Genomic DNA, 26,958 nt, shown 5'->3' on the forward strand with positions numbered 1-26,958 from the left:
TGAATAATCATGTCGGGTGAGAGAAAACGCGGCTTTTTGCGTCTCGATGACGATCAACAAGTCGAAAAGGCACAAAAATGGGGCTTACCTGACTACACGCCGGAAAAGCATGCTCATGCTCGTGAAACAGCAATGAATTACGATCCTGCGTGGATGCCAAACTTCTCCGAGCCTGAGGAAGAAGCACCGCTAGAACTGACCGAAGAGCAAATTGAACTGATCAAGCAACAAGCGCATCAGGAAGGTTTACTGCAAGGTCAGGAAGCGGGTTTTAAACAAGGTTATGAGAAAGGCAAACAACAAGGCTTTGAACAAGGCCAACAAGAAGGTCTAGAGTCAGGCAAAATTGAAGGCGTTGCCGCAGGGCAAGAGTTTATTCAACAGCAAGTACAAACCTTTGTTGGTTTAGCCAACCAGTTTGCCCAACCACTTGAGTTAATGAACGCCCAAGTGGAGAGACAATTGGTCGACATGGTACTGACCTTAGTCAAAGAGGTGGTCCATGTTGAGGTACAAACCAACCCACAAGTAATATTAGATACTATAAAACAATCGGTTGAAGCGCTGCCTGTTTCTGGGCACGCCATTACTCTTAAACTACACCCTGATGACGTTGAGATTATCCGCTCCTCTTATGGTGAAGAGTCGCTTGAATTCCGTAATTGGACATTGCTTGATGAGCCAGCGCTTAATCGTGGTGATGTTCAGATTGAAGCGGGCGAGTCGAGTGTTAATTACCGCATGGAAGAGCGTATTCGCACCGTGTTGAAAAGCTTCTGTGGTGTTAACCGCTATCAAGGTGGTGAATAGTGCTCGCACTGGCTGACCGCCTTTCCCAATACAAAACACAAGGGCTAACGTGTCGACCTGTTGCGTCGGGTAAGTTGGTTCGTGTGGTTGGTTTAACTCTTGAAGCAACCGGATGTCGCGCGCCAATTGGCAGCTTATGCACAGTAGAAACCATGAAAGGCGAAATGGAAGCCGAAGTGGTGGGTTTTTCTGGTGACAACCTGTTTCTCATGCCTAGTGAACAAATTACCGGTGTCCTACCGGGGGCTAAAGTTACCCCTCTCACCAGTGATGTCGGTTTACCTGTGGGGATGGAGCTGCTTGGGCGAGTTATTGACGGTGTCGGTAACCCATTGGATGGTCTAGGTCCAATTTACACTGAGAAACGCGCTTCATTTAACGCTGAACCCATCAACCCATTATCACGTAAGCCTATTACTGAGCCCCTCGATGTTGGTCTTAAAGCCATTAACGGTCTTCTGACGGTTGGTAAAGGGCAACGTATTGGTCTATTCGCTGGTTCCGGTGTGGGTAAATCGGTCACGCTGGGTATGATGACCCGAGGCACCACTGCGCAAGTGGTTGTGGTTGGTTTGATTGGTGAGCGTGGTCGAGAAGTTAAAGAATTTATTGAAGAAATTTTAGGTGTTGATGGCCGCCAACGTTCAGTGGTTGTCGCCGCGCCTGCCGACTCATCTCCTTTAATGCGTTTAAAAGGCTGTCAAACGGCTTTAACCATTGCTGAATATTTCCGTGACCAAGGTTTGGATGTATTGCTGCTGATGGATTCACTTACCCGTTTTGCGCAAGCGCAGCGTGAGATTGCTCTGTCCGTTGGTGAACCGCCAGCAACCAAAGGTTACCCACCATCAGTTTTTGCCAAACTGCCAGCCTTGGTAGAGCGTGCGGGTAACGGTAGCCCAGAGCAAGGCTCGATCACCGCCTTCTTTACCGTACTGACGGAAGGGGATGACTTACAAGACCCGATAGCTGATGCATCCCGCGCCATTTTGGATGGTCACGTTGTGCTTTCTCGCGAAATGGCGGATGCGGGTCATTACCCAGCGATTGATGTTGAAAAGTCGGTCAGTCGTGTCATGCCGCAAATTACCACGGATGAGCATGTGTTGATGTCCAAAGCGGTACGCCAAGTCCTTTCGATTTGCCGTAAAAACCAAGATTTGGTTTCTATTGGTGCATACAAGCCCGGCACTGATCCTGCGATCGATAGTGCGTTTACGCTTAAGCCGAAGCTGGATATGTTCTTACAGCAGAGCATGAAAGAGAGTGTGCCATATGACATGTGTGTCAATATGCTTGGTCGATTATTGAAAGGGGAGTAATTAGCTTATGGATAATGCCCTTGGCTTTTTACTGGAGCAGGCAAAAGAACGTGAAAACCAAGCTGTGCTTGCGCTGAATAAGGCACGCACTGAGCTTGATGGTTACTACCAGCAATTACAACAGATTGAAAAGTACCGTCTAGATTATTGCCAGCAGTTAGTTGATCGCGGTAAGCAAGGGCTTACTGCCAGTCAATATACCCATTTAAACCGATTTCTTACCACTCTCGACAATACCTTGTCGAAGCAAAAACAAGCTGAATCTCACTTTAAAGATCAAGTTGAAAACTGTGAAATCCACTGGCATGAGTGCCGCAAGCAACGCCGTTCTTATGAATGGTTGATTGAGAAAAAGCAAACCGAGAAGCAACGTTTAGAAAATATCCGCGAGCAAAAACAGATGGATGAGTTTTCTACCTTACAGTTTTCTCGTCGTCATTCGAATCGACTAGGTTAAGACTGTTATTGGCTCGATTATTGCTTCTAATGCAACTAGTTAAGTGTTTCTTTTTTGAACAAGACAATCTGCTCGCCAACTGCAAATGATCGGTGGGTGTGAGTAGAGATACGTCTAGTAAGAACACAGATTGGATTAGTCAGTTTAAAGCGAGTCAGTGACCATGAATGTAAATTTAACATCGGCTACAGAAGCAACCAAGCTCAGCAAAGGGGGAAGCGATAAAGCGACCTCGTTGGATGAGACTTCTGAAGCTGAAGGCTTTTTTGCAAAGTTGACTGCGATGCTCAAAGGAGAGAGCGAAGCTGAGCTTGAAAAGACTGACGTTGTTACTGAGTCAAACGGTGAAGAATCGGTTGAAGAAGGCACGGTTAACGTTGATGCAACTGCGGAAAAAAGCACCGATGCAGTATTAAACGCCTCGGAAAGTGAAGTCAGTTCAGAGCTTAGTGAAGAAGAGCTGATGGTGAAGGCTGACAAGAGTAGCGACGAAAAAGTGGCGGATGGTCAACGTCAAAACGAACAACTCGTTGATGAGCAAGCCGTCACTATCCCTAAAGAACTAGAAAAATTTATCGAAAACGCAGATAAACAGGCGTTTTCGAGTTCAGATGTTGAACAAACTGTCGCTGAAAGCGAAGAGTTGCTTGGTCGATTAGAGCAGTCAAGCAAGGCATTACAACAAGCGGACGGCAACACTTTGCCTCTGCAGCAAGCTGAGCAAGCGCCATTAGCAGCATCACCAACTGAAGAGATGGCGATAACGCCGCAAGCCGTTGCGCTAAGCGACAGCCAACCTGTAGAGGGAGATGTTACACAAGGTCAAACGCCGCAGGCGGTTGAATTGATTGCGGCTGATACGTTGGCTTCTGAGCAAGCGGTTATTGAGACTGAAGATGGAAAAGAGCTGGCAACAACACAAGTTCAAAGCTCGCCAATGCATGCAAACTCACTACAAGTAACGCCTGATCAAGCAAGTGAGACCTTAGCAACGGATACCGATGCGGCAACTGTTGTTCAAAGTGACATTAAAATGGGTGAATTGGCGGAAGAATCGGTTGGTGAGCTAGCAGAAGAAGCGGTTCAACCCGCGGCTATCGCATGGCAAACGTCAACCGCAGCAACTCAAACGGTTGATGGTGAGAAACTCACAGGTGATGAGTTGCTACACAAACAAGCAAGTAAACCTGTGACTAATCAACAATTACAAGCCAGTTTGACGGCAGCTCAAACGCAAAATGCCAATACTAGCCAGGTCACGCCTTCAACCAATGCCAACACCAGTGCATTGACACCAGCCACGCCTATGGATTTGTCGGCGGCAGCGCAACTACAAGCGAATGTTGCTCCAGCCGTTAAGCCTGACAACGCGATGCTACAAGCCAGTTTAGGCGCTAAAGCCGCAGCGACGCTAGGTCAGCTGACACAACAAAATGAAACTGGCAATGGCAGCGAAGCTTCTTTTGCTCAGCAATTGAGCCAAGCCGCGGGGCAAACCGGAGTGAACGGACAAATTCGTGCAGAGCAAACTGCGCAGCCGCAACCGGCTATGCAACTTAACCGTGAAATGGCAAGCGAGCAGGTATCAGAACGCATCCAAATGATGCTTTCAAAAAACTTAAAAAATATTGATATTCGTCTCGACCCACCCGAGTTGGGGCGTATGCAGATCCGCATGAATATGAATGGTGATAATGCGACAGTACACTTTACCGTGGCAAACCAGCAGGCTCGCGATATTGTTGAACAAGCCATGCCTCGATTAAGAGAGATGTTGGCGCAACAGGGACTGCAACTTGGTGATACATCGGTACAACAGCAAGCATCCGGTCAGCAGCAAAGACAATATGCCACCTCAAGTGAAGGTGGATCTGGTCAAGGTAGCAGCAATCAACGCGCAACAGGTGAAGAAAACCTTGAACCGGACGTCAAACTTGATTTGAATGTGGCATCAAAGCGTGATGGAATCAGTTATTACGCTTAGACTATGCCGATAAGCATGGAATTAACGGATTGAATAGCTAGAGAATCTCAGAATATGGCAGCAGAAGAAATTGCAAATGAAGCCCCAAAGGGCAAAGGGAAACTGATCATCATAGTGGTTGCAGTATTAGTACTACTGGTTGGCGGTGGCGCTGCAGCGTTTTTCTTGATGGGTTCTAGCGATAGCGCAGAAGCTGATTCGACAGCACAGGTTTCAGCGGCTGCCGCTGAGCTGCCAGTTTCGTATGTCAATATTCCTCAACCGTTTTTGTTTAATGTAACTGGTGATAAGAAAGATCGCTTAGTGCAAATTAATGTGCAGTTGATGGTTCGTGGTATCGACAATGAAAATTTGGCGCGCTACCACTCTCCGTTGATTGAAAGCTCGCTGTTGGCGACGTTTGCTTCCGCAACGGTAGATCAACTGCGTAGTGCCAATGGGCGTGTAGAATTGCGCCAAAAAGCAACCGAAGATATTAAAGCGAGTTTGACTCGCGCAGTAGGACAGCCAGTGATTGAACGTGTGCTGTTTACTGATTTTGTTATTCAGTAGGAATTAGTGTGACCGATCTATTAAGCCAAGACGAAATTGATGCGCTACTGCATGGCGTAGATGATGTTGATGACGTCGATGATAATGAGGTCGTCAGTGATACAGATGCGGTAGATTTCGACTTCTCTTCACAAGACCGAATTGTTCGTGGTCGAATGCCAACGCTCGAGCTTATTAACGAGCGTTTTGCCCGTCATATGCGTATCAGCTTATTTAACATGCTGCGCAAAACTGCCGAAGTGTCGATTAACGGCGTACAGATGATGAAGTTTGGTGAGTACCAAAACACGTTATATGTACCGACCAGTTTGAACATGGTGCGTTTTAGACCGTTGAAGGGTACATCACTGATCACCATGGAAGCACGTTTAGTGTTTATTTTGGTAGAGAACTTCTTTGGTGGTGATGGTCGTTTCCATGCGCGTATCGAAGGGCGTGAATTTACGCCAACCGAGCGTCGCATCATCCAGCTTCTACTAAAGATTGTTTTTGAAGATTATAAAGAAGCATGGTCTCCAGTAATGGGGGTTGAGTTTGAATACCTCGACTCAGAAGTAAACCCGAGCATGGCAAACATTGTCAGCCCAACGGAAGTGATTGTCGTGAGTTCATTCCACATCGAAGTTGATGGCGGTGGCGGCGACTTCCACATGGTGATGCCTTATTCGATGGTGGAGCCAATCCGTGAATTGCTTGATGCGGGTGTGCAATCGGACAAAATGGAAACCGACGTTCGTTGGAGTTCGGCACTGCGTGAAGAGATCATGGATGTGCCAGTTAACTTCCGTGTTGATTTGCTTGAAAAAGACATTTCATTGCGAGATTTGATGGAGTTACAACCTGGCGACATCATTCCAATTGAGATGCCGAAACATGCGGTTATGTTTGTTGAAGAACTGCCAACTTATCGTGTGAAAATGGGGCGTTCCGGTGAGAAATTAGCGGTTCAAGTTTCTGAAAAAATAAGACGCCCTGATGTGGTGAAAACCGACATCGCTTTTCTTGGTAAAGATGTCATTTCCGAGTTAGAGCAAGATGACGGCGAAATTGAAGATTAAAACGATTAGATAGGTATTTAGGTATGGAACCAAGTGACGACCAAAGACTAGCCGACGAATGGGCGGCAGCATTAGGTGAAGACCCAAGTGCTCCGAGTATTGACGTTGATGAGGTGATGGCGGCTCAGCTTGATGAATTGCAAGACACGTCAGCACCCATCTCAGAAGATGAACGTCGCAAGCTCGATACGATTTTAGATATTCCAGTAACCATTTCGATGGAAGTGGGTCGCTCGCAAATTAGCATTCGTAACCTACTGCAATTGAACCAAGGTTCGGTGGTAGAACTTGAGCGTTTGGCGGGTGAATCTCTTGATGTGTTGGTTAATGGCACACTTATCGCTCACGGCGAAGTGGTTGTAGTCAACGACAAGTTTGGTATTCGTTTGACTGATGTAATTAGCCAAACAGAGCGTATTAAGAAGCTTAGGTAACCTATGAAGCCGAATTATCTCTGGCTACTACTGTTATCTCCTTCGGCAATGGCGGCGCCTTCAGCGCCGTCAAGCCAGTTTGATTGGGCGACCACGTTTGGGTCGCTTTTGTTCGTTATAGCCCTAATTTTATTGATGGCCTGGTTACTTAAGCGTATGCGAGTACCAACGATGGCAAATCAAAAAGGGTTAAGCGTGGTGCGACAAATTGCGGTTGGCACCCGTGAACGAATTGTGATTGTTCAAGCCGGAGAAGAACAGTTTTTGGTTGGCATTACACCTCAATCGATTCAATTGATTTCTAAGCTGGATAAACCTTTGTCTCAGGAGGAGCTGGCAGCCAGTCCATTTGCAAATCAACTGACTCAGCTATTAAAAAAGAATGACAAATAATAATCACGTAGGGGCGAATCGCACCATAGTGAATCAGATAACAACGCTGCTTCTAGCGTTGATGTTGATGATGGTATCGGTATTTGCCCATGCGAGCGAAGAGCTAGATACACCCGTCAATAATTCCGTCGCCTCCGATTCGGTAACGGTGTCGGCAATGGAGCGTGAGCAAGGCGCAGCCAAGACGCTGTCGACCAGCTCTATAATGGGTTCCGGTGGCGGTGGTATACCAGCATTCACGGTTACGACTAATACTGATGGTACGGAAGACTATTCAGTTAACTTACAGATCTTAGCGCTGATGACCATGCTGGGCTTTTTGCCAGCGATGGTTATTTTGATGACCTCTTTCACGCGAATCGTGGTGGTGATGTCAATCTTGCGTCAAGCAATGGGTCTACAACAGACACCATCAAACCAGGTGATTATTGGTATCGCGATATTCTTAACCTTTTTTATCATGTCACCGGTATTAACCAAGGTTAACGAAACCGCAGTCCAACCCTATATTAATGAGCAAGTGACAGCGCGCCAAGCATTCGATTTGGCGCAAATCCCAATGAAAGACTTCATGCTCAAACAGACTCGAGTCAAAGACTTAGAAACCTTTGTCAATATTTCCGGCTCCACTGCTCAGAACCCGGAAGATGTGTCTATGGCTGTACTTATTCCAGCTTTTATTACCTCAGAGCTTAAAACGGCATTCCAAATTGGTTTTATGCTGTTTTTGCCGTTTCTGATTATCGACTTGGTGGTGGCATCGGTCTTGATGGCAATGGGTATGATGATGCTCTCGCCAATGATCGTCTCTTTGCCATTTAAACTGATGCTATTCGTGCTAGTTGATGGGTGGAATTTAATACTCTCCACCTTAGCTGGCAGTTTTGCCTTGTGACGGGAGAAAAATATGACTCCTGAAATGTTTGTTGAGCTATTTCGCGATGCACTTTGGATGGTACTCATCATGGTGTGCGCCATAGTGATCCCAAGTTTGTTGATTGGTTTGGTTGTGGCTGTTTTCCAAGCTGCGACCTCTATCAACGAACAAACATTGAGCTTTCTACCCCGTTTGGTGGTGACCTTACTCGCGTTAATGTTCTTTGGGCATATGATGACGCAAATGATGACCGAGTACTTTTACTCAATCATTGAACGCTTGCCTCAAGTGCTCTACTAGGTAAGGCGATGGAATACCCAGCCAACGTTGTTTTAGAGTGGATTGCCAACTACTTTTGGCCATACACGCGAATTTCAGCCATGCTGATGGTCATGTCAGTTACTGGGGCGCGCTTTGTCTCAACTAAGATCAGGCTATACCTAGGATTGGCGATCACCTTTGCCGTCATGCCAGCTATCCCTCAAGTGCCACAAACAATACAGCTACTCTCTTTTGAAGGCTTTATGGTGCTGCTTGAGCAACTGGTGATTGGTGTCGCAATGGGTACGGTCACGCAATTTATGATCCAAACCTTTGTTATATTGGGTCAAATACTGGGTATGCAGTCGAGCTTAGGTTTTGCTTCCATGGTTGACCCAGCTAACGGACAAAACACACCGCTACTTGGTCAGCTATTTATGTTTTTGGCGACCATGTTCTTTTTGGCGACCGACGGTCATCTAAAAATGTTGATGTTGGTGGTAATGAGTTTTAAATCGTTGCCAATCGGTTCAGGCACACTGACCGCAGTGGATTTCCGTGAACTGGCTTTATGGCTCGGCACTATGTTCCAGTTAGCCTTGAGTATGTCGCTCTCTGGCATAATTGCGCTGCTGACCATCAACCTATCGTTTGGTGTAATGACCCGTGCTGCACCGCAGTTGAATATTTTCTCATTGGGTTTTGCTTTCGCTTTGATCGTGGGCTTATTGTTGTGTTGGTACATCCTTGGTGGTTTGTTTACTCATTATGAGTTGATATGGCTGCAAGGTGAGCAGCAGATTTGTCGTTTTATTCGTTTAGATTGTTAGTAACGCGCTAGGAGACTGAATTGTCAGAATCAGATGGTGCAGAACGTACCGAAGACGCCACGCCCAAGCGCTTGCAACAGGCCCGAGAAAAAGGGCAGGTTGCAAGGTCAAAAGAGTTGGCGTCAGTTTCAGTATTAGTGGTGGGTTCTATCGCCTTGATGTGGTTTGGCGAGGGTTTGGCACAGGCGTTGTATCGAATTATGGAACGCTTTTTCGATCTTTCCCGTGAGGAAGTGTTCGACCAGACAAAATTGTTTGATGTCGCGCTTGGCTCTTTAAGTGCGTTGATATTGCCTCTTCTACTGATTCTTATCACGTTATTTGTAGCGGCATTAGCGGGTGCGGCGGGTTTGGGTGGCATCAGTTTTTCTGCTGAAGCGGCAATGCCAAAATTGTCAAAAATGAACCCACTTAGCGGTCTTAAACGTATGGTAGGCATGCAGAGTTGGGTTGAGCTAGTTAAATCGATCCTCAAAGTGAGCCTCGTTTCGGGAATGGCGTTTTATTTGATCAACGCAGCCAAAGCTGACCTATTTCAATTGAGCTTAGATGTTTTCCCGCAAAATATTTTCCATGCGCTCGACATACTGCTGAATTTCATTTTATTGATCAGTTGTTCGTTGTTGATTGTGGTCGCCATCGATATTCCATTTCAGATTTGGCAACACGCCAATCAGTTAAAAATGACCAAACAAGAAATTAAAGACGAATACAAAGAGACGGAAGGTAAGCCGGAAGTGAAAGGGCGCATTCGTATGTTGCAACGTGAAGCGGCGCAACGGCGGATGATGGCAGAAGTCCCGCAAGCGGATGTTATCGTCACCAACCCGGAGCACTTCTCGGTTGCACTGCGTTACGACCAATCAAAAGATCGAGCGCCGATTGTGGTTGCCAAAGGTGTTGATCATATGGCGATGAAGATCCGCGAAATTGCCCGAGAACATGACATTTACATCGTTCCAGCACCACCACTGGCTCGTGCGCTTTATCATTCGACAGAGCTTGAGCAGCAAATACCGGATGGGCTGTTTACCGCCGTGGCGCAAATACTGGCATATGTATTCCAGCTTAAACAGTTCCGTAAACGCGGTGGTCAGCGCCCGAATCTGAAAACCTCGGATCTGCCAATACCACCGGATCTTCGCCAGTAAGTTTGATTCAAAGCGGCTATTTTTCTGGGATAGACAGCAGCACCAGCAGTGCACCATTACCACCATACTCGAGCGGTGCTTGGTGAAACGCCATTACGTCAGGGTGTTGTGCTAACCATAGTGGGGCTTTCTGTTTGAGAATGTGTTTGCCAATGCCATGCTGCACGCAAGCGCAATGCACTTCGTTTTTCACACAATAAGCAATCATCGCACCGAGCTCACGTTTGGCTTCTTGCTGAGTCATGCCGTGCATATCCAAAAAGACATCCGGCAGGTAGACGCCACGACGCAGCCTTTTGACTTCGTAGGTGGAAACATCATCACGTGCGTAACGAGTTGGACCGTCGTCGCTCAGCAGTGGCACGAACTCATCAGAGAAATAAAATTCCGCGTCGCTGCCTTCTCGTGCATTGCGTACGATTTCTTTTTGCTTAGTATTTTTTTTTGGTTGCTGGACTATGGTATCCTGTGGCAACTTTTTTACGCCTTGTACTGCGTCCTTAAAAAGGGCGAAATCGTCATCAGCGTTGGTGTCTTTTTTGCTCATGGGTATAAAATTGATGTTATTAAGCATCGATAATTTGAATTAGCAGTATTGTAGCGCTTTTCGGAGACAATTTTGGATAAGATTTTTGTAGAAGAAGCGGTATCAGAATTACATTCGCTTCAAGATATGATTCGTTGGACAGTAAGCCGCTTTAACGCTGCGAATCTGTTTTACGGTCACGGTACAGATAATGCGTGGGATGAAGCGGTTCAGCTTATCTTGCCAACCCTTTATCTACCAATTGATGTGCCTCCGCATGTTCTTAACTCACGCCTAACCACAAGTGAGCGTATGCGTATCGTTGAGCGCGTTGTAAAACGTATTAATGAACGTACTCCAACGTCATACCTAACCAACAAAGCTTGGTTCTGTGGATTAGAATTTTTTGTTGATGAGCGCGTTCTTGTGCCTCGTTCACCAATCGGTGAGCTTATCCAAGCTGAATTCCAACCATGGTTGATTGAAGAGCCTGCACGTATCATGGACTTATGTACAGGCAGCGGTTGTATCGCGATTGCTTGTGCGTACGCGTTCCCTGATGCGGAAGTGGATGCGATTGATATTTCTACTGACGCACTGCAAGTGGCGGAGCAGAACATTCAAGACCACGGCATGGAGCAGCAAGTCTTCCCTATTCGTTCTGATCTATTCCGTGATTTGGCAAAAGAGAAGTACAACATCATCGTGTCTAACCCTCCTTATGTGGATGCGGAAGACATGAATAGCTTGCCAGAAGAGTTTACCCATGAGCCTGAGCTTGGTTTAGCGGCGGGCAGTGATGGTTTGAAATTGGTACGTCGTATTTTGGCTAATGCGCCAGATTACCTAACAGAGCAAGGTATCTTGATCTGTGAAGTGGGTAATTCTATGGTGCATATGATGGAGCAATACCCACATATTCCATTTACATGGCTAGAGTTTGAGAACGGCGGTCATGGCGTATTTATGCTGACACGTGATCAGCTTGTCGAATGTGCAGAAGATTTCAAACTGTATATCGATTAAGATTTAACCGACAAACCGTATTCAAACGCCATGCTTATGCATGGCGTTTTTCGTTATGAGAAAGTCAAATTTGTTGTGATTTGGGGGTTTACATCAAATCGTAATAAGGCGACTATGAAAATACGAATAATTGGAAGGAACGCTGTAAGCAGGTCATTTACAGCGATAAAATTGGGGAAGCAATGGCAGGAAATAGTATCGGACAACACTTTCGAGTGACAACATTCGGAGAAAGTCACGGTATCGCACTGGGATGTATCGTAGATGGCTGTCCTCCGGGGTTGGAAATTTCAGAAGAGATCATTCAAGTTGATCTTGACCGTCGTCGCCCTGGCACGTCTCGCTATACCACAGCGCGTCGTGAACCGGATCAGGTTAAAATCCTGTCGGGAGTTTTTGAAGGTAAAACGACAGGCACGTCCATTGGTTTATTGATCGAAAATACCGACCAACGTTCAAAAGATTATTCTGAGATCAAAGACAAATTCCGTCCTGGTCATGCTGATTACACTTACCACCAAAAGTACGGTGTGCGAGATTACCGTGGCGGTGGTCGCTCATCTGCCCGTGAAACGGCAATGCGAGTTGCAGCAGGCTCAATTGCAAAGCAGTACCTTAAACAAGAGTTTGGCGTTGAGATTCGCGCTTATTTAGCTCAGATGGGGGATGTGGCTATTGAGACAGTTGATTGGAACGAGATTGAAAATAATCCATTCTTCAGCCCTGACGCCAGTAAAGTGGATGCATTTGATCAACTGATCCGTGACTTGAAAAAGCAAGGTGACTCGATTGGCGCGAAGATCCAAGTGGTGGCAACGAATGTACCTGTGGGTCTGGGTGAACCGGTATTTGACCGTTTAGATGCCGATATCGCCCATGCATTAATGAGCATTAATGCGGTGAAAGGTGTTGAAATTGGTGATGGCTTTGATGTGGTAAAGCAGAAAGGCAGCCAGCATCGTGATGCGCTATCACCTCAAGGATTTGGCAGTAATCATGCTGGTGGTATTCTTGGCGGTATCTCTACTGGGCAAGATATTGTGGCCAATATTGCCTTAAAGCCAACCTCAAGTATCACCGTACCTGGTGAAACGATTGATAGGCAAGGTCAGCCAACCGAGCTTATTACCAAAGGTCGCCATGATCCTTGCGTCGGTATTCGTGCAGTGCCAATTGCTGAAGCGATGTTGGCAATTATCGTGATAGACCATTTGTTGCGTCATCGTGGTCAAAACCACGGCGTACAAACGGAAACGCCCCAGATTTAAATCTGCGACAGTCCAGCGAACAATGATCATGATGTAAAAAAGCCAATCTTAAGATTGGCTTTTTTTGTGTTTAATGCTGATGCAACCCAATTAATGTAATGGACCATCGGTTTCCAAGTGGAATGAAGGTAAACGCCATTTAAAGCGAACGGCTGCCATGCGCATTAGGTAGCCGACAATCAAGGTTGCGATTGTTGCCGTTACATCATCAATGCCAAACTCAAGCAAGGCTAGGTATAAACCGGAAGCCACTAATGATACTGAGGCATAGAGCTCCTCATGCAACACTAATGGTGTTTGACGACAAATCAAATCACGCAGTAGACCCCCAAACACACCAGTAACCAAAGCGGAAACCATGCAAATGCCCGGGTGTAGCCCCATACCAATCGCAATCTTGGTGCCGATAATACTAAAGACAATTAAGCCAAGCGCATCCAGTCGAATGAAGAGACCTTTAAATTTGATCACCCATTTTGCTAAACCGGTGGTGAGCACGCCAGCTATACAAGTAATCGCGAGAAATTCAGGGTTTTTAACCCAACCTAATGGATAGTGGCCAAGTAAAATATCACGCACAGTACCACCGCCTATCGCGGTTGCACTCGCGACTAGCATGACGCCAAACCAATCCATTTTACGACGACCTGCACTGAGTGCGCCTGTCATCGCTTCTGCAGTGATACCGATAATGTATAACACACTCAATAGCATAACGATTACTCAATTCAAAACGAGAGAAACAGACAAGGTAAATGCAATTACCCTATCTTATACAGCAAAGCGGTGAGTGTAGTGGTTGTATTGGGGAAAGACGAATGAGTTTTGTTGGTTGCGAAAACGTTTTTCAGATAATTAATTCTAATGTCACTAATAAAAGTAGGGTGTTGCAATCGTAATGAAAAGTGCGAGAATGCCTGCGCTGGCACCGATTTTACCTATAAGCGATTATGACTCACGACTATCTCGATTTAATAACAATCTTTAATGATACTTTTTATCAAAGCTTCAATACTAAATTGGAACTTGGCGGCGATGAGCCAATTTATCTGCCAGCGGATGCCAACCACGATTATCACCGTATTATTTTTGCACGTGGTTTTTACGCATCAGCCCTGCATGAAATAGCACATTGGTGTGTTGCTGGACCAGAACGTCGATTATTGGAAGATTTTGGCTACTGGTATGAGCCTGATGGTCGCACCGCGCAAGTTCAAGCCGAGTTTGAAAAAGTTGAAATACGCCCACAAGCGTATGAGTGGATTTTAGCGGTGAGCGCGGGCTTTCCTTTCACGGTTAGCTGCGACAATCTAAACGGTGACTTTGAGCCTGACCGAGTGGCATTCATGAGCAAGGTACACACAGAAGTGATGAGTATTTTGCAGCAGGGGTTACCTCTACGAGTACAAATGTTATCGCAAGCAATGCGTTGTTTCTACAACACTCCACCATTAGAGCCAACCGATTTTGTCGTTAAGTGATGTGCTTGTTGGTCTGCTAATGAATGACAGCAAGTGAAGCTGTCATTCATCATCATTAGCCATATTTGACTTTCATTTAACTATGCTAATAACTATGCTAATTGATTAGCCAATAGCGCTCTTTTTGATTGTTGTGAGACAAGGTATAGACCAAAGGATCTTGGTCATTTTCCATAATCCATATTACGGCAATCAACTCTTCAGTGTGATTAGGGACTCGCAGCTCAAATTCCCCCCGTCCTTCGTCTAAGCTTCCTTTGAGTAAACATTCATCAAAGTCGAGTTGTGATAAATCCCCTTGGGCATCAGCGTTATCACATACGGATATATACGCTTTAGCGGTTGATCGAGCAGAGATATCGACATCAATATTGACTTGGTAAACGGACTCTAAGCTGTTTTCCGCGCTAATGTTTAAATCTTGCACTGACATTTTTGCCGCTGGCGCGGAGTTTGTGCTTCCTCCGCCACCACCACCTCCGCCACCGCAGCCAAATAAGGTTAATGATGACGCCAAAAGTACCAAGAGTTTTTGGATTATTGCCTGTTTCATTGTCATGATCATGCTCCTTTAATCTTGATAAGCTTTGTTGATGCTAGGGGTGACATACCAGTCAGGGTTACTTTGCCCAGTGACATCTTGCGAGAAGTCTGCAAAAGCAGGGTAGGCATCGAGAATGCTGGTTGTCTCTGTTGGATGCTGCCAATCAAGTGGTATTTCAATTGCCCAAGGTAAGCCATTGTTCGTATGGAAGTAGGTTGCAGCACCTACATTCGTTGCATCTTGACCCCTTCCGACATAGCTGTAATTAAACTTGCTAGTGGGTGATTTGTTCTTAAGGTGGACCTCTAACCCTCTACCTGGGTGTCCGCCAGCGACTTCAAGACCAATTTCGCCGTGGTAATAGCCAGGAGTGGCAAAAATAAAGGGGTCATATGGGAAGTTAGGCATTGCGGCTGCAGATACTGCCGTGTCCATTGGCACGATTAAGCTCCAAGTTGGTCGATGATTGGTACCACAGCCCAACTCAGTGCGGAACATGGTACAACCTTCTTCTTCTTCACCCGCTTCGGTTATAGACCATAAATCTTCATGGATAATGAATATGGCATCAGTGGTGTCGGCCTCTAAAACGTCAACAAGCTGTTCTTGGTTATTGATGGTAAGTTTGATCGAATCTGACTTGATGTTGCTTGGGCTGACACCGGGTAGGCGAATGGCAAAGCCTGAGTGATAAGTCCCACCGAGCGCGGCAATTTGCCCTTCAATTTTCAGTTGGATTACTTCATCATTTAGACTGTATTCGGTGTACTTGACGTTCATCAATACGTCGTTCATGTCATAGTCGCCTACTTTTGGATATTGGTCTTCATAGGCAAAGGTTGTGTAAGCTGACCCGGTAGGATACTGCTCAATTGAGACCCCTTGGTCGGTAATGGAGACAAGGTAATCTTCCACTTCACCTGTGCTCACCCCACCTTTAGGACCCACATCATAAGTAGTACTTAAACGAAAACGCGCCCATGTATCTCCCGCTAGCGCCCAGCTTGGAATGTTGATATTGAGTTGGTTTTGTCCATCATCAACGGTTTCACTGTTTAGAATGATTTCGTCATCGTTGAACTCCCCATCTTGGTCCCAGTCAATCCATGCGCTCAATACCCCTTCACCATCAGAGCCTTCAACATTGACGTAAATGAAACTTGTTTGACCTATTTCTAACGGTACGGGGAATTGCACACCATCTTCATCATTTGTTGGTTCTGAGGCGTCATCAGAAAGCGGGAAAGCGTACGCTTCACTTTCACCATCGATATGCTCACCTAATTTCAACCCAGAGATACCATGACGGGCTCCTAATGAATCGTATAGAGTGCCGTAGGTGTCCGGTGCGTCACCAAAGTCAGTATTATCGGAGGGGTCAACAGCCGCAAATGCACAGCGAGCACCGTCATTGGAATTACTTGAAGGACCGTAAGCAAAAAAGTCAGAGGTTGAATCAGACTCATCAATAGACACTTTGTAGATGTAGCCATTACCGTTGTTGCTAAGATACAAGTTGCCATCAACATCAAAATATTGTGCACCGAAAGCTAGGCTATGACCGACAGATGTACTGCTGATCACTTGATTATACCTGGTGCTTACCCCAGTCGTTGGATCGATTTTGTAGAGATAACCCGTGTTATCGACACTGTAGATCACTCCTTCATCAGGATGAAAAGCCATATCCAAAATTCGGATGTTTCCCACAGTGGCTGAGTTGGCGATTTTACTCATAGATAGGGTGTCTAAATCGACCTTGAAGAAACCGCTGTTAATACGATAACCATACCAAGCGTTTTCTGTCGTCGAGACATCACCGACGTAAAAAGAACTTGGCGCAATGTCAATGTTCGCAATGGTCAGAGGGTTGGAGATCAGATCAGAGCCAATACGGGTTAGGCTGCTAGCCGCGTAATCCCAGCCATAGATGTAATCATCTTCGGCATTGAAACCGACGCCATTAATTTTACCATCACCCACTCTCCAACTTAATGTGGAATAACTGCCGACATCTAGACTGATACCATAAGCAATCGGTGTTCCCGATGGATTTTGGAACAAAAAAGCTTGGCTTGGACATGAAGCAAATGGAATGGCGGCATTGGCTGAGAATGAAAAGCCTAATAGTGCTGTTGCCATTGCTAAATGACGTTTTGGCGAAGTCGTTGTCATAGTTATCCCTCTTAGTGAAACCGTGCTTGTGAGGGGAGTTGCATAGGATGTGCCAGATTGTGAGCCCTTGCAATAACAGGGGTTTGCGTTAATTTTCTCAATGTGAGAAGCTTCAGCCTCCTTTTTTGAGAATCAAACTGAGTTGATTACACACCATATGATTATTGAATTTGAAGAGAAGTTGTTAGAGCTGATTGATCAACGAATTGCAACAGCGTCAGATGATGAACTTTTTGCTGGAGGTTACCTTCGTGGGCATATTTCTCTTTCTGCAGCCGCTTGTGAGGAAGAGGGGATTGGTGATGTAGAGGCATTTAAGCAGCGTATCATCGCAAGCTTGGATCAGGCTCGCTCTGAGTTAAATCCAGCAGACAGAACCATCGTCAATGATTTATGGCTAGAGTTAGTGAATAACGCCTAATTCCCCGTTGTCGATCTGCCCGAATACATTTGTGGTTGTTGCTTTTTGACTCTCTTTCTATGCTAGGTAGTAGGGTCAAAAAAAGTAAGGAACAACCACAATGCTCATCGTTGCTTTTGGAGCGTCAACTAGCTCTACTTCTATCAATAAAATACTCGCCAGTTATGCCGCTCACCTTGTGCAAGGTGCTGAGGTTAAAGTTCTCGACCTTAATGCCTATTCAGTGCCCATTTTTAGTGAAGACACCGAGAAAGAGATCGGTCAAGCGGAAGGGGCAAAAGCCTTTTTAGCTGAAATCGCACAAGCCGATGCTTTGATTATTTCATTTGCCGAACACAATGGCAGTTATACCGCTGCGTATAAAAATCTATTTGATTGGTCTTCACGTATAGAGCGGGAAGTTTATCAAAATAAACCTGCTGTTTACCTCTCTACATCTCCAGGTCCTGGGGGAGCAGGCAACGTGTTAGCAATGGCTATTGGTTCAGCCACGTTTTTTGGTGCTCAACTGAAATCTTCACTCTCGATTCCGAGTTTTTATGAAAATTTTGACTTGGCAACAGGGCTATTTAAGGAGGCAGAGTTGGCTGAACAACTTAAACAAGTCATTGAATCATTGTCTTAATTTTATCTGTTGACTAGATAGAAAAAAAACCTCCCGATTGGGAGGTTTTAGAGTTTTTAGTGCGCATTACAATTCCGTAATGGCTTTGCCTTTTCTTAGCTTTCGTACCCACATGCGGCTTGGGTCAATTTGCTCGAGCAAATCTACCGGCAGCGGTAGCGGGTCACCACAGATTTGTGATGCTAACACTTCAGCCATTAATGGTGCGGAACTTAAACCACGAGAGCCTAAACCAAGCAAACAATACAGGTTCGGGGAGTGCGGTGTTTGTTCGACCTCTTGAGAGCTGTCAGCCAAATGAGCATAAACCGATTTAACCTGCTCAAAGTTGCCCACGTTGCCAACAAATGGCAGGTGATCACGGCTGACACAGCGAATACCTTGGCGAGATTGATTGCTCGACGTATCGACCTCATTTGCCCATGATTGGTTGGGCACACAATGACGCAGTTTGTCCGCGTTATCTTGCTGCGCAATAGGATCAAACTCATAGTTCAACTGGCTGCGGTCGTAGCTGGCACCAATACAGTGGTGTTGGTTGTGTGGATTGACAGGGGTCATATAACCGTCATAGCACAACACGGTTTTTAGCTGAGTCAGTGATGGTGTGGTTGGAATATGGCTCACTTGTCCCTTTACTTGCCCAAGTGGAATGTCCTTGCTTTGGGTGAAAGAGGCAAACTCATTGCCGTTAGCAAGCACCACACAGTCATGCTGGAATATTTCGCCATTGGCTTGTAATTGCCAACCTGCTTTGACTTGAACCAGTTCGTCCACTTTATGAGCAAACTTAGCCTCAAACTTTGCATCAAGGCTTAACTGTTCGATCAAACCTTGTGTTAACTCTGCTGGGCATAACCAACCACCAAGTGGGTAATGAACGCTGCCCATATCAATTGGCAAACCAATTGTTTGGCTAGTTTGTGCGGCATCAAGGGGATGGATCAGTTGTGGGTCAAAGTGACCACCCAGCATTTTGTCCAATTTACTCGCAGATTTTTCATCCCATTTTAATTGCGTGACGCCACACCAATCGTGATCAAACGGGAATTGCTCTGCGGCTTGGTCAACAAATTGACGAGCAAACAGAAAAGCTGGGGCGAAGAGACGAGAAACGCCCTGATGTTCGCCATTCAACAACGGGTAGACTGCACCTTGGCGGTTGCCTGAAGCGCGCATCGCTGCTTTTTCATCTTGGCAATACAGGGTCACTTTTTGACCACGACGAACTAAAGTATTCGCCAGAGTCGCACTGGCAATGCCACCACCGATGATCGCAATGTGTTGGTGAGCATCACTTTGTGCGCGATGGAACCAAGGTTTGATGTTGCTTGTTGCTTTGCGCTCTAACAGGCGACCAGCAATCATTTCCCTTTTGGTACCGAAGCCTTTGACCTTTTTCATATCAAAGCCAGCATCAATCAAGCCTCGACGCACAAAACCGGCGGCCGTGAAGGTGGCGCAACTACAATCTTGTTTGGCTAGCTTTGCCATGCCATCGAACAAGTTTTGGTTCCACATTTCTGGGTTTTTGCTTGGTGCAAAACCATCGAGGAACCAGGCATCGACCACGCCCTGTTCGGGTACTGGCACTAAAGGCATACAGTCTTTGATATCACCAAACCACAAATCGAGGGTGATAGTGCCATCCGCCAGCACAATTCGGTGACATTCAGGTACTGCAATCGGGTAATGACGTTGTAGCTGTTCCGCGTACTTGGCGAGTTCTGGCCATGATTGATGGGCTTTAATTAAATCACTTGGGCTTAGCGGATACTTTTCAAAACTGATAAAATGTAATTCTTGCAGTATGGCATCGGGATTTTGCTGTTTAAATTGCTCAAACCATTGCCATACCGCCAGAAAGTTTAACCCAGTGCCAAATCCGGTTTCGGCAATCACAAAACGGCGTTGGTCATATTGCTGCCATCTTTGCGGTAGATGATTTTGGGTAAGGAAGACGTAGCGAGTCTCTTCTAAACCATTTACGTTAGAAAAGTAGACGTCATCGAATTGGTCTGAAACGGGCGTTCCCACCTCATTCCAGCCTAGTTGTGCATTGGTTATCGCAGTCATATTGTCTAATATTTGTGATTATTGACAGTAAAGTTGTGCTGATTGTACGGTTTTCGGGGAAAGCTGACCACTTTTGTGGTTTAACTTAGTTATTATCTAGCGGTATTTTGAATTACAGGAATGTCATAATGAAACGAGTCGTAATCACCGGTATGGGTATTGTTTCAAGTATCGGTAACAACGTCGAAGAAGTTTTAGTGTCTCTTAAAGCGGGTAAATCTGGTATCACTGCCTCTGAGCAGTTTAAAGAGCAGGGTCTGCGCTCTCAAGTTTGGGGTGATCTAAAAATCAACCCGGCAGAGCACATTGACCGTAAGCAGATGCGCTTTATGGGTGATGCGGCTGCGTATGCATACCTATCAATGCAGCAAGCAATTGAAGACTCTGGTCTAAGCGATGACCAAGTTTCAAATGAAAGAACAGGTATTGTGGCAGGTTCGGGTGGTGCTTCGTCACTAAACCAAGCTGCGGCAGTGGATATCCTGCGCGAGAAAGGCGTGAAGCGTATTGGTCCTTACATGGTGCCACGTACTATGTCTTCAACGGTTTCAGCGTGTCTAGCTACACCGTTTAAAATCCGTGGCGTGAACTACTCAATGAGTTCAGCATGTGCGACTTCTGCGCACTGTATCGGTCACGCAATGGAACTTATCCAGCTTGGTAAGCAAGACATCGTATTTGCTGGTGGTGGTGAAGAGCTTGATTGGACATTAACGATGATGTTCGATGCGATGGGCGCGCTGTCAACTAAGTACAATGATTCACCAGAAAAAGCTTCACGCACTTACGATGCAGACCGTGATGGTTTCGTTATCTCTGGTGGTGGCGGCATGATGGTTATCGAAGAGCTAGAACACGCTCTAGCACGTGGCGCTAAAATTTACGGTGAGATCGTAGGTTACGGCGCGACTTCTGATGGCTACGACATGGTTGCTCCATCAGGCGAAGGTGCGGTGCGTTGTATGAAGATGGCAATGCAAGAAGTAGACGGTGTTGACTATGTGAATACTCACGGTACATCAACGCCAGTGGGTGACGTGAAAGAGCTAGGCGCGATTCAAGAAGTGTTTGCGGGTAATAGCCCTGCGATTTCTGCAACTAAAGCGATGACAGGTCATGCGCTAGGTGCGGCTGGTGTACACGAAGCTATCTACTCAACGCTTATGTTACATAACAACTTTATTGCACCAAGCATTAACGTTGAAACACTAGATGAAGCTGCTGACGGTTTAGACATCGTTACAGAAATGCGTGAAGCAGAGCTAACGACAGTGATGTCAAATAGCTTCGGCTTCGGTGGCACAAACGCCACACTAGTGATTAAGAAATACCAAGGTTAACTGAATTCGTCGGTTAAAACTTTTTAGCTGACAGCCCAGTTTCCAGAGCTTGACCACCGCCTAATTGGCAATGGTCGAACAGACGCAAAATTTGGCCCATGGAGAGCGGGTCAAATCCTTTTGTTCTGGATCTTACCGGCCTCAATATGAGGCCGGTTTTTTATTGTCTGCAATCCCTTAATTTCAGTTTTGAATCTAACTGAGCATAAACCATCCAATTCAGTCTGTTTTGCAAAAATATTTTGCGAAGTGGGTACCTGATTGAATTCTATAAAGAGTCCATAATAGAGCTTGCCAGAGTGGCAACAGTGCTCGACACTACTTGGTGAATTCTGCACAATCCTCTAAACCGCATAAGAATACGAAGTACAATGAAAATTCTAATTGATGAAAACATGCCCTACGCTGACGAGTTGTTTAACCAACTTGGTGAAGTAATTTTAAAACCTGGTCGCACATTGACCGCAGACGACTTGGTTGATGTTGATGCGCTGATGATTCGCTCGGTCACTAAAGTGAACGCAGAACTGATTGCTAAAGCGAATAAGCTTAAATTTGTAGGTACGGCGACCGCTGGTATGGACCACGTAGATCAAGCGTTGTTGCGCGAGCGTGGCATCTTTTTCACTGCCGCCCCTGGTTGTAATAAAGTGGGTGTTGCTGAATATGTCTTTAGCGTGATGATGGTGTTGGCGCAACAACAAGGCTTCTCTGTATTTGATAAGACAGTCGGCATTGTCGGGGCTGGTCAAGTCGGCAGTTACCTACAGCAGTGTTTAGAAGGCATTGGCATCAATGTACTTATTAATGATCCACCAAAACAAGCCAGTGGTGATACGCGAGAGTTTACTCCGCTAGAAACCTTGCTTGAACAAGCGGATATCATTTCGCTACACACCCCGATAACTCGCGATGGTGAGTACGCAACGCATCATATGATTGACCAAACCGTGTTAGATTCACTGCGCGCCGATCAAATACTGATCAACGCAGCGCGTGGACCAGTGGTTGATAATCAAGCATTAAAACAACGTTTACAGCAGCAAGACGGCTTTGCCGCAGCTTTAGATGTATTTGAATTTGAGCCAGATGTTGATATGGACCTTCTTCCTCTGCTAGCATTCGCGACCCCGCATGTCGCAGGCTATGGTTTAGAAGGTAAAGCGCGCGGTACAACGATGATATTCAATAGCTACTGTGAGTTCTTAAAACTGCCATTGACGGCGTCAGCGGCTGATCTATTGCCTATTGCGCCTGTACCCAAAGCGACCCTTCAACATGCTTGGGATGAAGCGACGCTGCACAATCTTACTCAGATCATCTATGATGTGCGTAAAGACGATGCGTTGTTTCGACGTGAGATTGCCAAACCAGATGCATTTGATCAAATGCGTAAAGAGTATTGGGATCGCCGCGAATACGGTGCAGTAACGTTAGTCGGCAATAATGAGTGTAACTTAGAGCCATTAGCGAAATTAGGTTTTCAAATTGAGGTAAGTGAATGAGCCAACAATATAATGTGGCCGTACTAGGTGCGACGGGTGCTGTCGGTGAAACTATTCTTGAAGTGTTACAAGAGCGTAAGTTCCCAGTAGGCGAAATATACCTGTTAGCAAGCGAACGCAGCGAAGGTAAAACTTACCGCTTTAATGGCAAAACAATCCAAGTACAAAACGTGGAAGAGTTTGATTGGTCTCAAGCTCATATTGCACTGTTTTCTGCTGGTGGTGACCTTTCTGCTAAATGGGCACCGATCGCTGCTGATGAAGGCGTTATCGTTATTGATAATACCTCACACTTCCGTTATGAATACGACATCCCACTAGTCGTGCCAGAAGTTAACCCTGAGGCGATTGCAGAGTTTCGTAACCGTAACATCATTGCTAACCCGAATTGTTCAACCATTCAAATGTTGGTGGCATTGAAGCCAATTCATGATGCAGTTGGTATTGAGCGTATTAACGTTTCGACTTATCAGTCAGTATCAGGTGCGGGTAAAGCTGGTATTAATGAGCTTGCTGGCCAAACGGCGAAATTGCTTAATGGTATCCCTGCAGAAAACGAACAGTTTTCACAGCAAATCGCGTTTAACTGTATTCCACAGATCGATCAGATGATGGAAAACGGCTACACCAAAGAAGAGATGAAGATGGTGTGGGAAACGCAAAAAATCTTCAATGACCCATCAATTACAGTAAATCCGACTTGTGTTCGCGTTCCTGTATTCTACGGTCACGCAGAAGCTGTGCACGTTGAAACGCGCGCACCAATTGACGCTCAGGAAGTGATTCAGTTGCTGGAAAATACGGAAGGCGTAGAAGTTTTCCATGGTGAAGATTTCCCAACGCAAGTTCGCGATTCTGGCGGCAAAGACCACGTTATGGTCGGTCGTATTCGCAATGATATTAGCCATCATAGTGGTATCAACCTTTGGGTTGTGGCAGATAACGTGCGTAAAGGTGCAGCGACCAATGCAGTGCAAATTGCAGAAGTGCTGATCCGCGATTACTACTAAGTTCAAACAAATGTAATGTGTCAAGCCTCGCTTCATGCGGGGCTTTTTTAGTCGATTTTGAAAAAAATGTGTGAGATTAATGCGATTATTAAGCTAGCCACACATTTTTTGGCTCTCCGGCTATAGTTTTGCCCTTATGATCCGATATATTTAACAGATCACTGATTTTTTATTATGAGCACCGAGCTGAGCCTTATATGCGTCGATTTCTTCAACGTCTGCTAATGCCTATTGCATTGGTAGCCGTGACTCAGACTACCATTGTAAGTGCAGAGAGTATTCGCCTCACGGGGCCGAATGGTGAGATTCAATCTTCACCTCAATTTTCTGAACAAATTACACGTCGAACTTCTGTTGCCAGTGAGCCATCACGTTTTTATGGCCCAACATCAGGGCAAGAGACGTTGTGGGCGGTCGCCTCTCGCCTGCGCCCTTCAAATCAAGTCTCAGTTCAACAGACCTTGTTAGCGATTTATCAACTTAATCCGCAAGCTTTTGAAAATCAGAATATCCATACTTTGCTTCCTGGCAGTACTCTTCGAATCCCTTCTTTAGCCCAGGCCCGTAGTGTTTCTAATGAAGAAGCAGTACGCATTATGGATCTACATCAAGCTCGCTTAGATGGAGCGAGCGTAGCAACGAATACTAGTCAAACGCCGGCAGCGAAGCCATCAACACCTAAACCTGCGGTTGTAGAGACGAAACCTCAGCCAAGCAATACGGTCAAGCCGACGTTAAAACAAGAGCATACGCTAACTGAAACGGCGAAACCTCTTGCCCCACCCCCTAAACCGCAGGTTGTCGATAACCTTGAGAAGCAACTAGAAAGCTCAGAATCTGAGATGACCGCTCTCGAAGAGAAAAATCATCGCCTTCGCCTGATGTTGGCGGAAGTGCAAACTGAGGTTGATGGTCTTAAGCAAGAGTTGGGTGATGAAAGCCGAATTCGCTCAGAAGTTGAAAAACTACTTGAGGCGGAGCGTCTTCGTTTAGCGGAGGAGCAACGCAATGCACCAAGCATGATGGACAACATTTTGTCCAATGGATGGTTGGTTGCAGGCTTAGCGGTGATTCCTGCGCTGCTTATTGGATTGATAGTTACTCTTCTTATCGGTCGTAAAAAATCAGAAGCAGAACAATCCGCGGCGGATATGTCACTGCAAAATACAACAGCGAATACACCCGTTACGCCAATCGTGGGTGACACGCTTGATGATGATGTTGAAGATGAACTGGACCTAGATGATGACTTGTTCGGTGAATCTAGTGATGACGATCTATTGTTCTCTGATGATATCGAACAAAATGACGCTGAAAGTGATGAGCCAGATGTTTTCGCGGATCTTGATGATGGTGCTCTAGACTTCAACCTAGAGAGTGAAACGGAAGATGATCCGTTTGCAGCGATTGGAGAAGATGGCGTTCTAGACGAGTCGATTTCCCCGCCGGGGATTAGCACTAACGGCATAAGTGTCGGTGCTGATGAGAAAGCGTTAGGTCTGGAAGAGATGGAGCGTGCGCTTAATGACGTTATCATCGAAGACGAATCCGAAGAGAATGACTTTGACCTTTCTGATGGCGCGGTCAATCAAGCGGAATTAGATGATCTATTTAGTTCTGCGTTGGGCGATGACAATGCTAGCGACAGTTTTGATCAGGCGATGCTTGATGAACTGCTCAGCGAGACAAGTGAAGATGATGGTGAATTAAATTTTGACAATTTACTTGATGAGTCAAATGACGAGTTCGATTTAGAAAGCGAAGATAGCCAATCGCTTGAGTCTCTAAACATTGCCTCTGACAGCGAGATTGACGATCTATTTGCTCAAGTGGAAGCACAAGCAAACCTTGACCAGCTAGAACAATCGTCTCAGTCAAACCAAGCTCAGTCGCCATTAGATAAGCTCGAAGACGAAAGTTCAGCGTTATTTGATGAAATGTTTGAGCCTTCTGTCGACGCCGACAAATCAACCGTTAAACAACCGCTCTTAGATGAATTGCTTGATGCTAGCGACGATGACTTTGACTTAAGCTCAGATGATGACGTTGACCTGTTAGATGAGTGGTTAGATGACAGCGATGATGAGTCGTTGACTAAGTTGACTGACGATTCAACGGCGATGTTGGATGAACTGCTTGATGGTGATGAGGAACTTGATGAAAACGCACCAAAACAAGCATCTCCATTAGGTAATTGGGATGAAGAAGACGAATCAGATGATGATTTTGATCTTGATTCAATCTCGATGTTGGACGAATTGTTAGACGAAGAAGAGCTGGAAGAGAAGCAAGCAACGACCACTTATGATGCGGATAGCACCGATCTTCTTGATGACTTGTTCGCTGAAGATTCAAGCGAAGAAGATTCTGAATTTGGTGATGAAGCTACGGATTTATTTGAAGAGCTACTGGAAATTGAAAAGAGTAGCGCCAGCGCTGATGATTTCGAGCTAAATGACGGTCAAGAAAGTGAATTGACAGAGAATTCTCTCGATTTGGATAGTCTTTTACTTGATGAAAGTGAAGAACAGGAGCAACACCAAGCCGAAGAGTCGTTATTAGAGCCATCAGCACAAGAAGAGCCACAGGTAGAAGAACCTAAAGCTGAAGAAAACCGTGCGTTTTCAAGTGAAGACTTCGTTGACGATATGCTGAGCGTGGCGCCGGAAGAAGACCCACTATTAGGCGAGTTCAACTTTGATCAGCTCGCTGATGAGCCAAAAGAAACTGACATTGCTCAACCGCTTGAAGAAGCGCAACAATCTTTGCCAGAGCCAGAGCCAGAGCCAGAGCCAGAGCCAGAGCCAGAGCCAGAGCCAGAGCCAGAGCCAG

26 protein-coding genes are annotated in these 26,958 nt (G+C 45.8%); 21 read left to right on the forward strand and 5 right to left on the reverse strand.

What is annotated here, in order from left to right; translation table 11 throughout:
* Positions 1-9 precede the first annotated feature (9 nt).
* The 12 genes from fliH (at position 10) to flhB (ending at position 10,129) form a co-directional block, all read left to right on the forward strand.
* Positions 10-810 (forward strand): flagellar assembly protein FliH, encoded by an 801-nt coding sequence (fliH, locus tag H2O73_RS15205; RefSeq protein ID WP_182109718.1) that lies wholly within the window; start codon positions 10-12, stop codon positions 808-810.
* On the forward strand, positions 810-2,132 hold the full coding sequence (fliI, locus tag H2O73_RS15210; RefSeq protein WP_182109719.1) for a flagellar protein export ATPase FliI: 1,323 nt from the start codon (positions 810-812) through the stop codon (positions 2,130-2,132). Before fliH ends, fliI begins: the two co-directional genes overlap by 1 nt.
* Positions 2,133-2,139: 7 nt before the next feature.
* Complete coding sequence (gene fliJ / locus H2O73_RS15215; protein WP_182109720.1) at positions 2,140-2,589, forward strand: flagellar export protein FliJ; 450 nt, start codon at positions 2,140-2,142, stop codon at positions 2,587-2,589.
* Positions 2,590-2,752: 163 nt separating this feature from the next.
* Complete coding sequence (locus tag H2O73_RS15220; RefSeq protein ID WP_182109721.1) at positions 2,753-4,573, forward strand: flagellar hook-length control protein FliK; 1,821 nt, start codon at positions 2,753-2,755, stop codon at positions 4,571-4,573.
* 54 nt (positions 4,574-4,627) lie between these two features.
* Positions 4,628-5,125: a flagellar basal body-associated protein FliL gene (gene fliL, locus H2O73_RS15225; RefSeq protein WP_182109722.1), complete on the forward strand. Its 498-nt coding sequence runs from the start codon at positions 4,628-4,630 to the stop codon at positions 5,123-5,125.
* A gap of 8 nt (positions 5,126-5,133) precedes the next feature.
* Positions 5,134-6,183: a flagellar motor switch protein FliM gene (gene fliM, locus H2O73_RS15230; RefSeq protein WP_182109723.1), complete on the forward strand. Its 1,050-nt coding sequence runs from the start codon at positions 5,134-5,136 to the stop codon at positions 6,181-6,183.
* Between the two features lie 23 nt (positions 6,184-6,206).
* A complete protein-coding gene (gene fliN, locus H2O73_RS15235; protein WP_182109724.1) occupies positions 6,207-6,617 on the forward strand; it encodes a flagellar motor switch protein FliN in 411 nt (136 codons plus the stop codon).
* A 3-nt stretch (positions 6,618-6,620) separates the two neighbouring features.
* Positions 6,621-7,010, forward strand: coding sequence for a flagellar biosynthetic protein FliO (fliO, locus tag H2O73_RS15240; RefSeq protein ID WP_182109725.1), 390 nt, complete (start codon positions 6,621-6,623; stop codon positions 7,008-7,010).
* Positions 7,011-7,080: 70 nt separating this feature from the next.
* Positions 7,081-7,905 carry a flagellar type III secretion system pore protein FliP gene (gene fliP, locus H2O73_RS15245; protein ID WP_438696074.1) on the forward strand — a complete coding sequence of 275 codons (825 nt, stop codon included), beginning with the start codon at positions 7,081-7,083 and terminating at the stop codon, positions 7,903-7,905.
* A gap of 12 nt (positions 7,906-7,917) precedes the next feature.
* Complete coding sequence (gene fliQ / locus H2O73_RS15250) at positions 7,918-8,187, forward strand: flagellar biosynthesis protein FliQ (protein ID WP_182109727.1); 270 nt, start codon at positions 7,918-7,920, stop codon at positions 8,185-8,187.
* An 8-nt stretch (positions 8,188-8,195) separates the two neighbouring features.
* A complete protein-coding gene (gene fliR, locus H2O73_RS15255) occupies positions 8,196-8,978 on the forward strand; it encodes a flagellar biosynthetic protein FliR (protein WP_182109728.1) in 783 nt (260 codons plus the stop codon).
* Between the two features lie 20 nt (positions 8,979-8,998).
* Entirely contained in the window at positions 8,999-10,129 is a 1,131-nt protein-coding gene (gene flhB / locus H2O73_RS15260) for a flagellar biosynthesis protein FlhB (RefSeq protein WP_182109729.1), read from the forward strand.
* Between the two features lie 16 nt (positions 10,130-10,145).
* Here flhB and smrB read toward each other — a convergent pair whose 3' ends face one another.
* Positions 10,146-10,676: an endonuclease SmrB gene (gene smrB / locus H2O73_RS15265; RefSeq protein ID WP_182109730.1), complete on the reverse strand. Its 531-nt coding sequence runs from the start codon at positions 10,674-10,676 to the stop codon at positions 10,146-10,148.
* A gap of 72 nt (positions 10,677-10,748) precedes the next feature.
* Here smrB and prmB point away from each other — a divergent pair, with 72 nt between their 5' ends.
* Both prmB and aroC read left to right on the forward strand, forming a co-directional pair.
* The gene (gene prmB / locus H2O73_RS15270; protein ID WP_182109731.1) at positions 10,749-11,681 is read left to right on the forward strand and encodes a 50S ribosomal protein L3 N(5)-glutamine methyltransferase; all 933 of its coding nucleotides are present in this window, start codon (positions 10,749-10,751) and stop codon (positions 11,679-11,681) included.
* Positions 11,682-11,863: 182 nt separating this feature from the next.
* Positions 11,864-12,949, forward strand: coding sequence for a chorismate synthase (aroC, locus tag H2O73_RS15275; protein ID WP_182109732.1), 1,086 nt, complete (start codon positions 11,864-11,866; stop codon positions 12,947-12,949).
* Positions 12,950-13,039: 90 nt separating this feature from the next.
* On the opposite strand, the gene H2O73_RS15280 is transcribed toward aroC, so the two are convergent.
* Positions 13,040-13,663, reverse strand: a complete 624-nt coding sequence (locus tag H2O73_RS15280; protein ID WP_182109733.1) for a trimeric intracellular cation channel family protein — start codon at positions 13,661-13,663, stop codon at positions 13,040-13,042.
* 236 nt (positions 13,664-13,899) lie between these two features.
* Here H2O73_RS15280 and H2O73_RS15285 point away from each other — a divergent pair, with 236 nt between their 5' ends.
* Complete coding sequence (locus H2O73_RS15285) at positions 13,900-14,430, forward strand: elongation factor P hydroxylase (protein WP_182109734.1); 531 nt, start codon at positions 13,900-13,902, stop codon at positions 14,428-14,430.
* 97 nt (positions 14,431-14,527) lie between these two features.
* Here H2O73_RS15285 and H2O73_RS15290 read toward each other — a convergent pair whose 3' ends face one another.
* Together H2O73_RS15290 and H2O73_RS15295 are read right to left on the reverse strand one after the other, a co-directional pair.
* Positions 14,528-14,983 (reverse strand): hypothetical protein, encoded by a 456-nt coding sequence (locus H2O73_RS15290; RefSeq protein ID WP_182109748.1) that lies wholly within the window; start codon positions 14,981-14,983, stop codon positions 14,528-14,530.
* Between the two features lie 18 nt (positions 14,984-15,001).
* Positions 15,002-17,116 (reverse strand): LruC domain-containing protein, encoded by a 2,115-nt coding sequence (locus H2O73_RS15295; RefSeq protein ID WP_246335944.1) that lies wholly within the window; start codon positions 17,114-17,116, stop codon positions 15,002-15,004.
* Between the two features lie 190 nt (positions 17,117-17,306).
* Here H2O73_RS15295 and H2O73_RS15300 point away from each other — a divergent pair, with 190 nt between their 5' ends.
* Both H2O73_RS15300 and H2O73_RS15305 read left to right on the forward strand, forming a co-directional pair.
* Positions 17,307-17,570: a YfcL family protein gene (locus H2O73_RS15300; protein ID WP_182109736.1), complete on the forward strand. Its 264-nt coding sequence runs from the start codon at positions 17,307-17,309 to the stop codon at positions 17,568-17,570.
* A 100-nt stretch (positions 17,571-17,670) separates the two neighbouring features.
* Positions 17,671-18,195: an NADPH-dependent FMN reductase gene (locus tag H2O73_RS15305; protein WP_182109737.1), complete on the forward strand. Its 525-nt coding sequence runs from the start codon at positions 17,671-17,673 to the stop codon at positions 18,193-18,195.
* A gap of 66 nt (positions 18,196-18,261) precedes the next feature.
* Here H2O73_RS15305 and mnmC read toward each other — a convergent pair whose 3' ends face one another.
* The gene (mnmC, locus tag H2O73_RS15310) at positions 18,262-20,271 is read right to left on the reverse strand and encodes a bifunctional tRNA (5-methylaminomethyl-2-thiouridine)(34)-methyltransferase MnmC2/FAD-dependent 5-carboxymethylaminomethyl-2-thiouridine(34) oxidoreductase MnmC1 (RefSeq protein WP_182109738.1); all 2,010 of its coding nucleotides are present in this window, start codon (positions 20,269-20,271) and stop codon (positions 18,262-18,264) included.
* 128 nt (positions 20,272-20,399) lie between these two features.
* Here mnmC and fabB point away from each other — a divergent pair, with 128 nt between their 5' ends.
* From fabB to H2O73_RS15330, 4 genes are all read left to right on the forward strand, one after another.
* On the forward strand, positions 20,400-21,611 hold the full coding sequence (gene fabB, locus H2O73_RS15315) for a beta-ketoacyl-ACP synthase I (RefSeq protein ID WP_182109739.1): 1,212 nt from the start codon (positions 20,400-20,402) through the stop codon (positions 21,609-21,611).
* A 371-nt stretch (positions 21,612-21,982) separates the two neighbouring features.
* Complete coding sequence (locus H2O73_RS15320; RefSeq protein WP_182109740.1) at positions 21,983-23,116, forward strand: 4-phosphoerythronate dehydrogenase; 1,134 nt, start codon at positions 21,983-21,985, stop codon at positions 23,114-23,116.
* On the forward strand, positions 23,113-24,126 hold the full coding sequence (locus tag H2O73_RS15325) for an aspartate-semialdehyde dehydrogenase (protein ID WP_182109741.1): 1,014 nt from the start codon (positions 23,113-23,115) through the stop codon (positions 24,124-24,126). The genes H2O73_RS15320 and H2O73_RS15325 overlap by 4 nt, the downstream gene beginning before the upstream one ends.
* A 197-nt stretch (positions 24,127-24,323) precedes the next feature.
* The coding region (locus tag H2O73_RS15330) for a FimV/HubP family polar landmark protein (RefSeq protein WP_281364236.1) at positions 24,324-26,958 on the forward strand (2,635 nt) is incomplete at its 3' end.

The organism is Vibrio marinisediminis (genome assembly GCF_014050145.1).
GTDB classification, from domain to species: Bacteria; Pseudomonadota; Gammaproteobacteria; order Enterobacterales; family Vibrionaceae; genus Vibrio; species Vibrio marinisediminis.

What these genes read in the sequence shown, in the direction of transcription:
- fliH (WP_182109718.1), top strand. Translation starts at nt 10, where the DNA reads ATGTCGGGTGAGAGAAAACGCGGCTTTTTGCGTCTCGATGACGATCAA.
- fliJ (WP_182109720.1), top strand. Translation starts at nt 2,140, where the DNA reads ATGGATAATGCCCTTGGCTTTTTACTGGAGCAGGCAAAAGAACGTGAA.
- H2O73_RS15220 (WP_182109721.1), top strand. Translation starts at nt 2,753, where the DNA reads ATGAATGTAAATTTAACATCGGCTACAGAAGCAACCAAGCTCAGCAAA.
- fliL (WP_182109722.1), top strand. Translation starts at nt 4,628, where the DNA reads ATGGCAGCAGAAGAAATTGCAAATGAAGCCCCAAAGGGCAAAGGGAAA.
- fliN (WP_182109724.1), top strand. Translation starts at nt 6,207, where the DNA reads ATGGAACCAAGTGACGACCAAAGACTAGCCGACGAATGGGCGGCAGCA.
- fliO (WP_182109725.1), top strand. Translation starts at nt 6,621, where the DNA reads ATGAAGCCGAATTATCTCTGGCTACTACTGTTATCTCCTTCGGCAATG.
- fliP (WP_438696074.1), top strand. Translation starts at nt 7,081, where the DNA reads ATGGTATCGGTATTTGCCCATGCGAGCGAAGAGCTAGATACACCCGTC.
- fliQ (WP_182109727.1), top strand. Translation starts at nt 7,918, where the DNA reads ATGACTCCTGAAATGTTTGTTGAGCTATTTCGCGATGCACTTTGGATG.
- fliR (WP_182109728.1), top strand. Translation starts at nt 8,196, where the DNA reads ATGGAATACCCAGCCAACGTTGTTTTAGAGTGGATTGCCAACTACTTT.
- smrB (WP_182109730.1), bottom strand. Translation starts at nt 10,676, where the DNA reads ATGAGCAAAAAAGACACCAACGCTGATGACGATTTCGCCCTTTTTAAG.
- aroC (WP_182109732.1), top strand. Translation starts at nt 11,864, where the DNA reads ATGGCAGGAAATAGTATCGGACAACACTTTCGAGTGACAACATTCGGA.
- H2O73_RS15280 (WP_182109733.1), bottom strand. Translation starts at nt 13,663, where the DNA reads ATGCTATTGAGTGTGTTATACATTATCGGTATCACTGCAGAAGCGATG.
- H2O73_RS15285 (WP_182109734.1), top strand. Translation starts at nt 13,900, where the DNA reads ATGACTCACGACTATCTCGATTTAATAACAATCTTTAATGATACTTTT.
- H2O73_RS15290 (WP_182109748.1), bottom strand. Translation starts at nt 14,983, where the DNA reads ATGAAACAGGCAATAATCCAAAAACTCTTGGTACTTTTGGCGTCATCA.
- H2O73_RS15295 (WP_246335944.1), bottom strand. Translation starts at nt 17,116, where the DNA reads ATGGCAACAGCACTATTAGGCTTTTCATTCTCAGCCAATGCCGCCATT.
- H2O73_RS15300 (WP_182109736.1), top strand. Translation starts at nt 17,307, where the DNA reads ATGATTATTGAATTTGAAGAGAAGTTGTTAGAGCTGATTGATCAACGA.
- H2O73_RS15305 (WP_182109737.1), top strand. Translation starts at nt 17,671, where the DNA reads ATGCTCATCGTTGCTTTTGGAGCGTCAACTAGCTCTACTTCTATCAAT.
- mnmC (WP_182109738.1), bottom strand. Translation starts at nt 20,271, where the DNA reads ATGACTGCGATAACCAATGCACAACTAGGCTGGAATGAGGTGGGAACG.
- fabB (WP_182109739.1), top strand. Translation starts at nt 20,400, where the DNA reads ATGAAACGAGTCGTAATCACCGGTATGGGTATTGTTTCAAGTATCGGT.
- H2O73_RS15320 (WP_182109740.1), top strand. Translation starts at nt 21,983, where the DNA reads ATGAAAATTCTAATTGATGAAAACATGCCCTACGCTGACGAGTTGTTT.
- H2O73_RS15325 (WP_182109741.1), top strand. Translation starts at nt 23,113, where the DNA reads ATGAGCCAACAATATAATGTGGCCGTACTAGGTGCGACGGGTGCTGTC.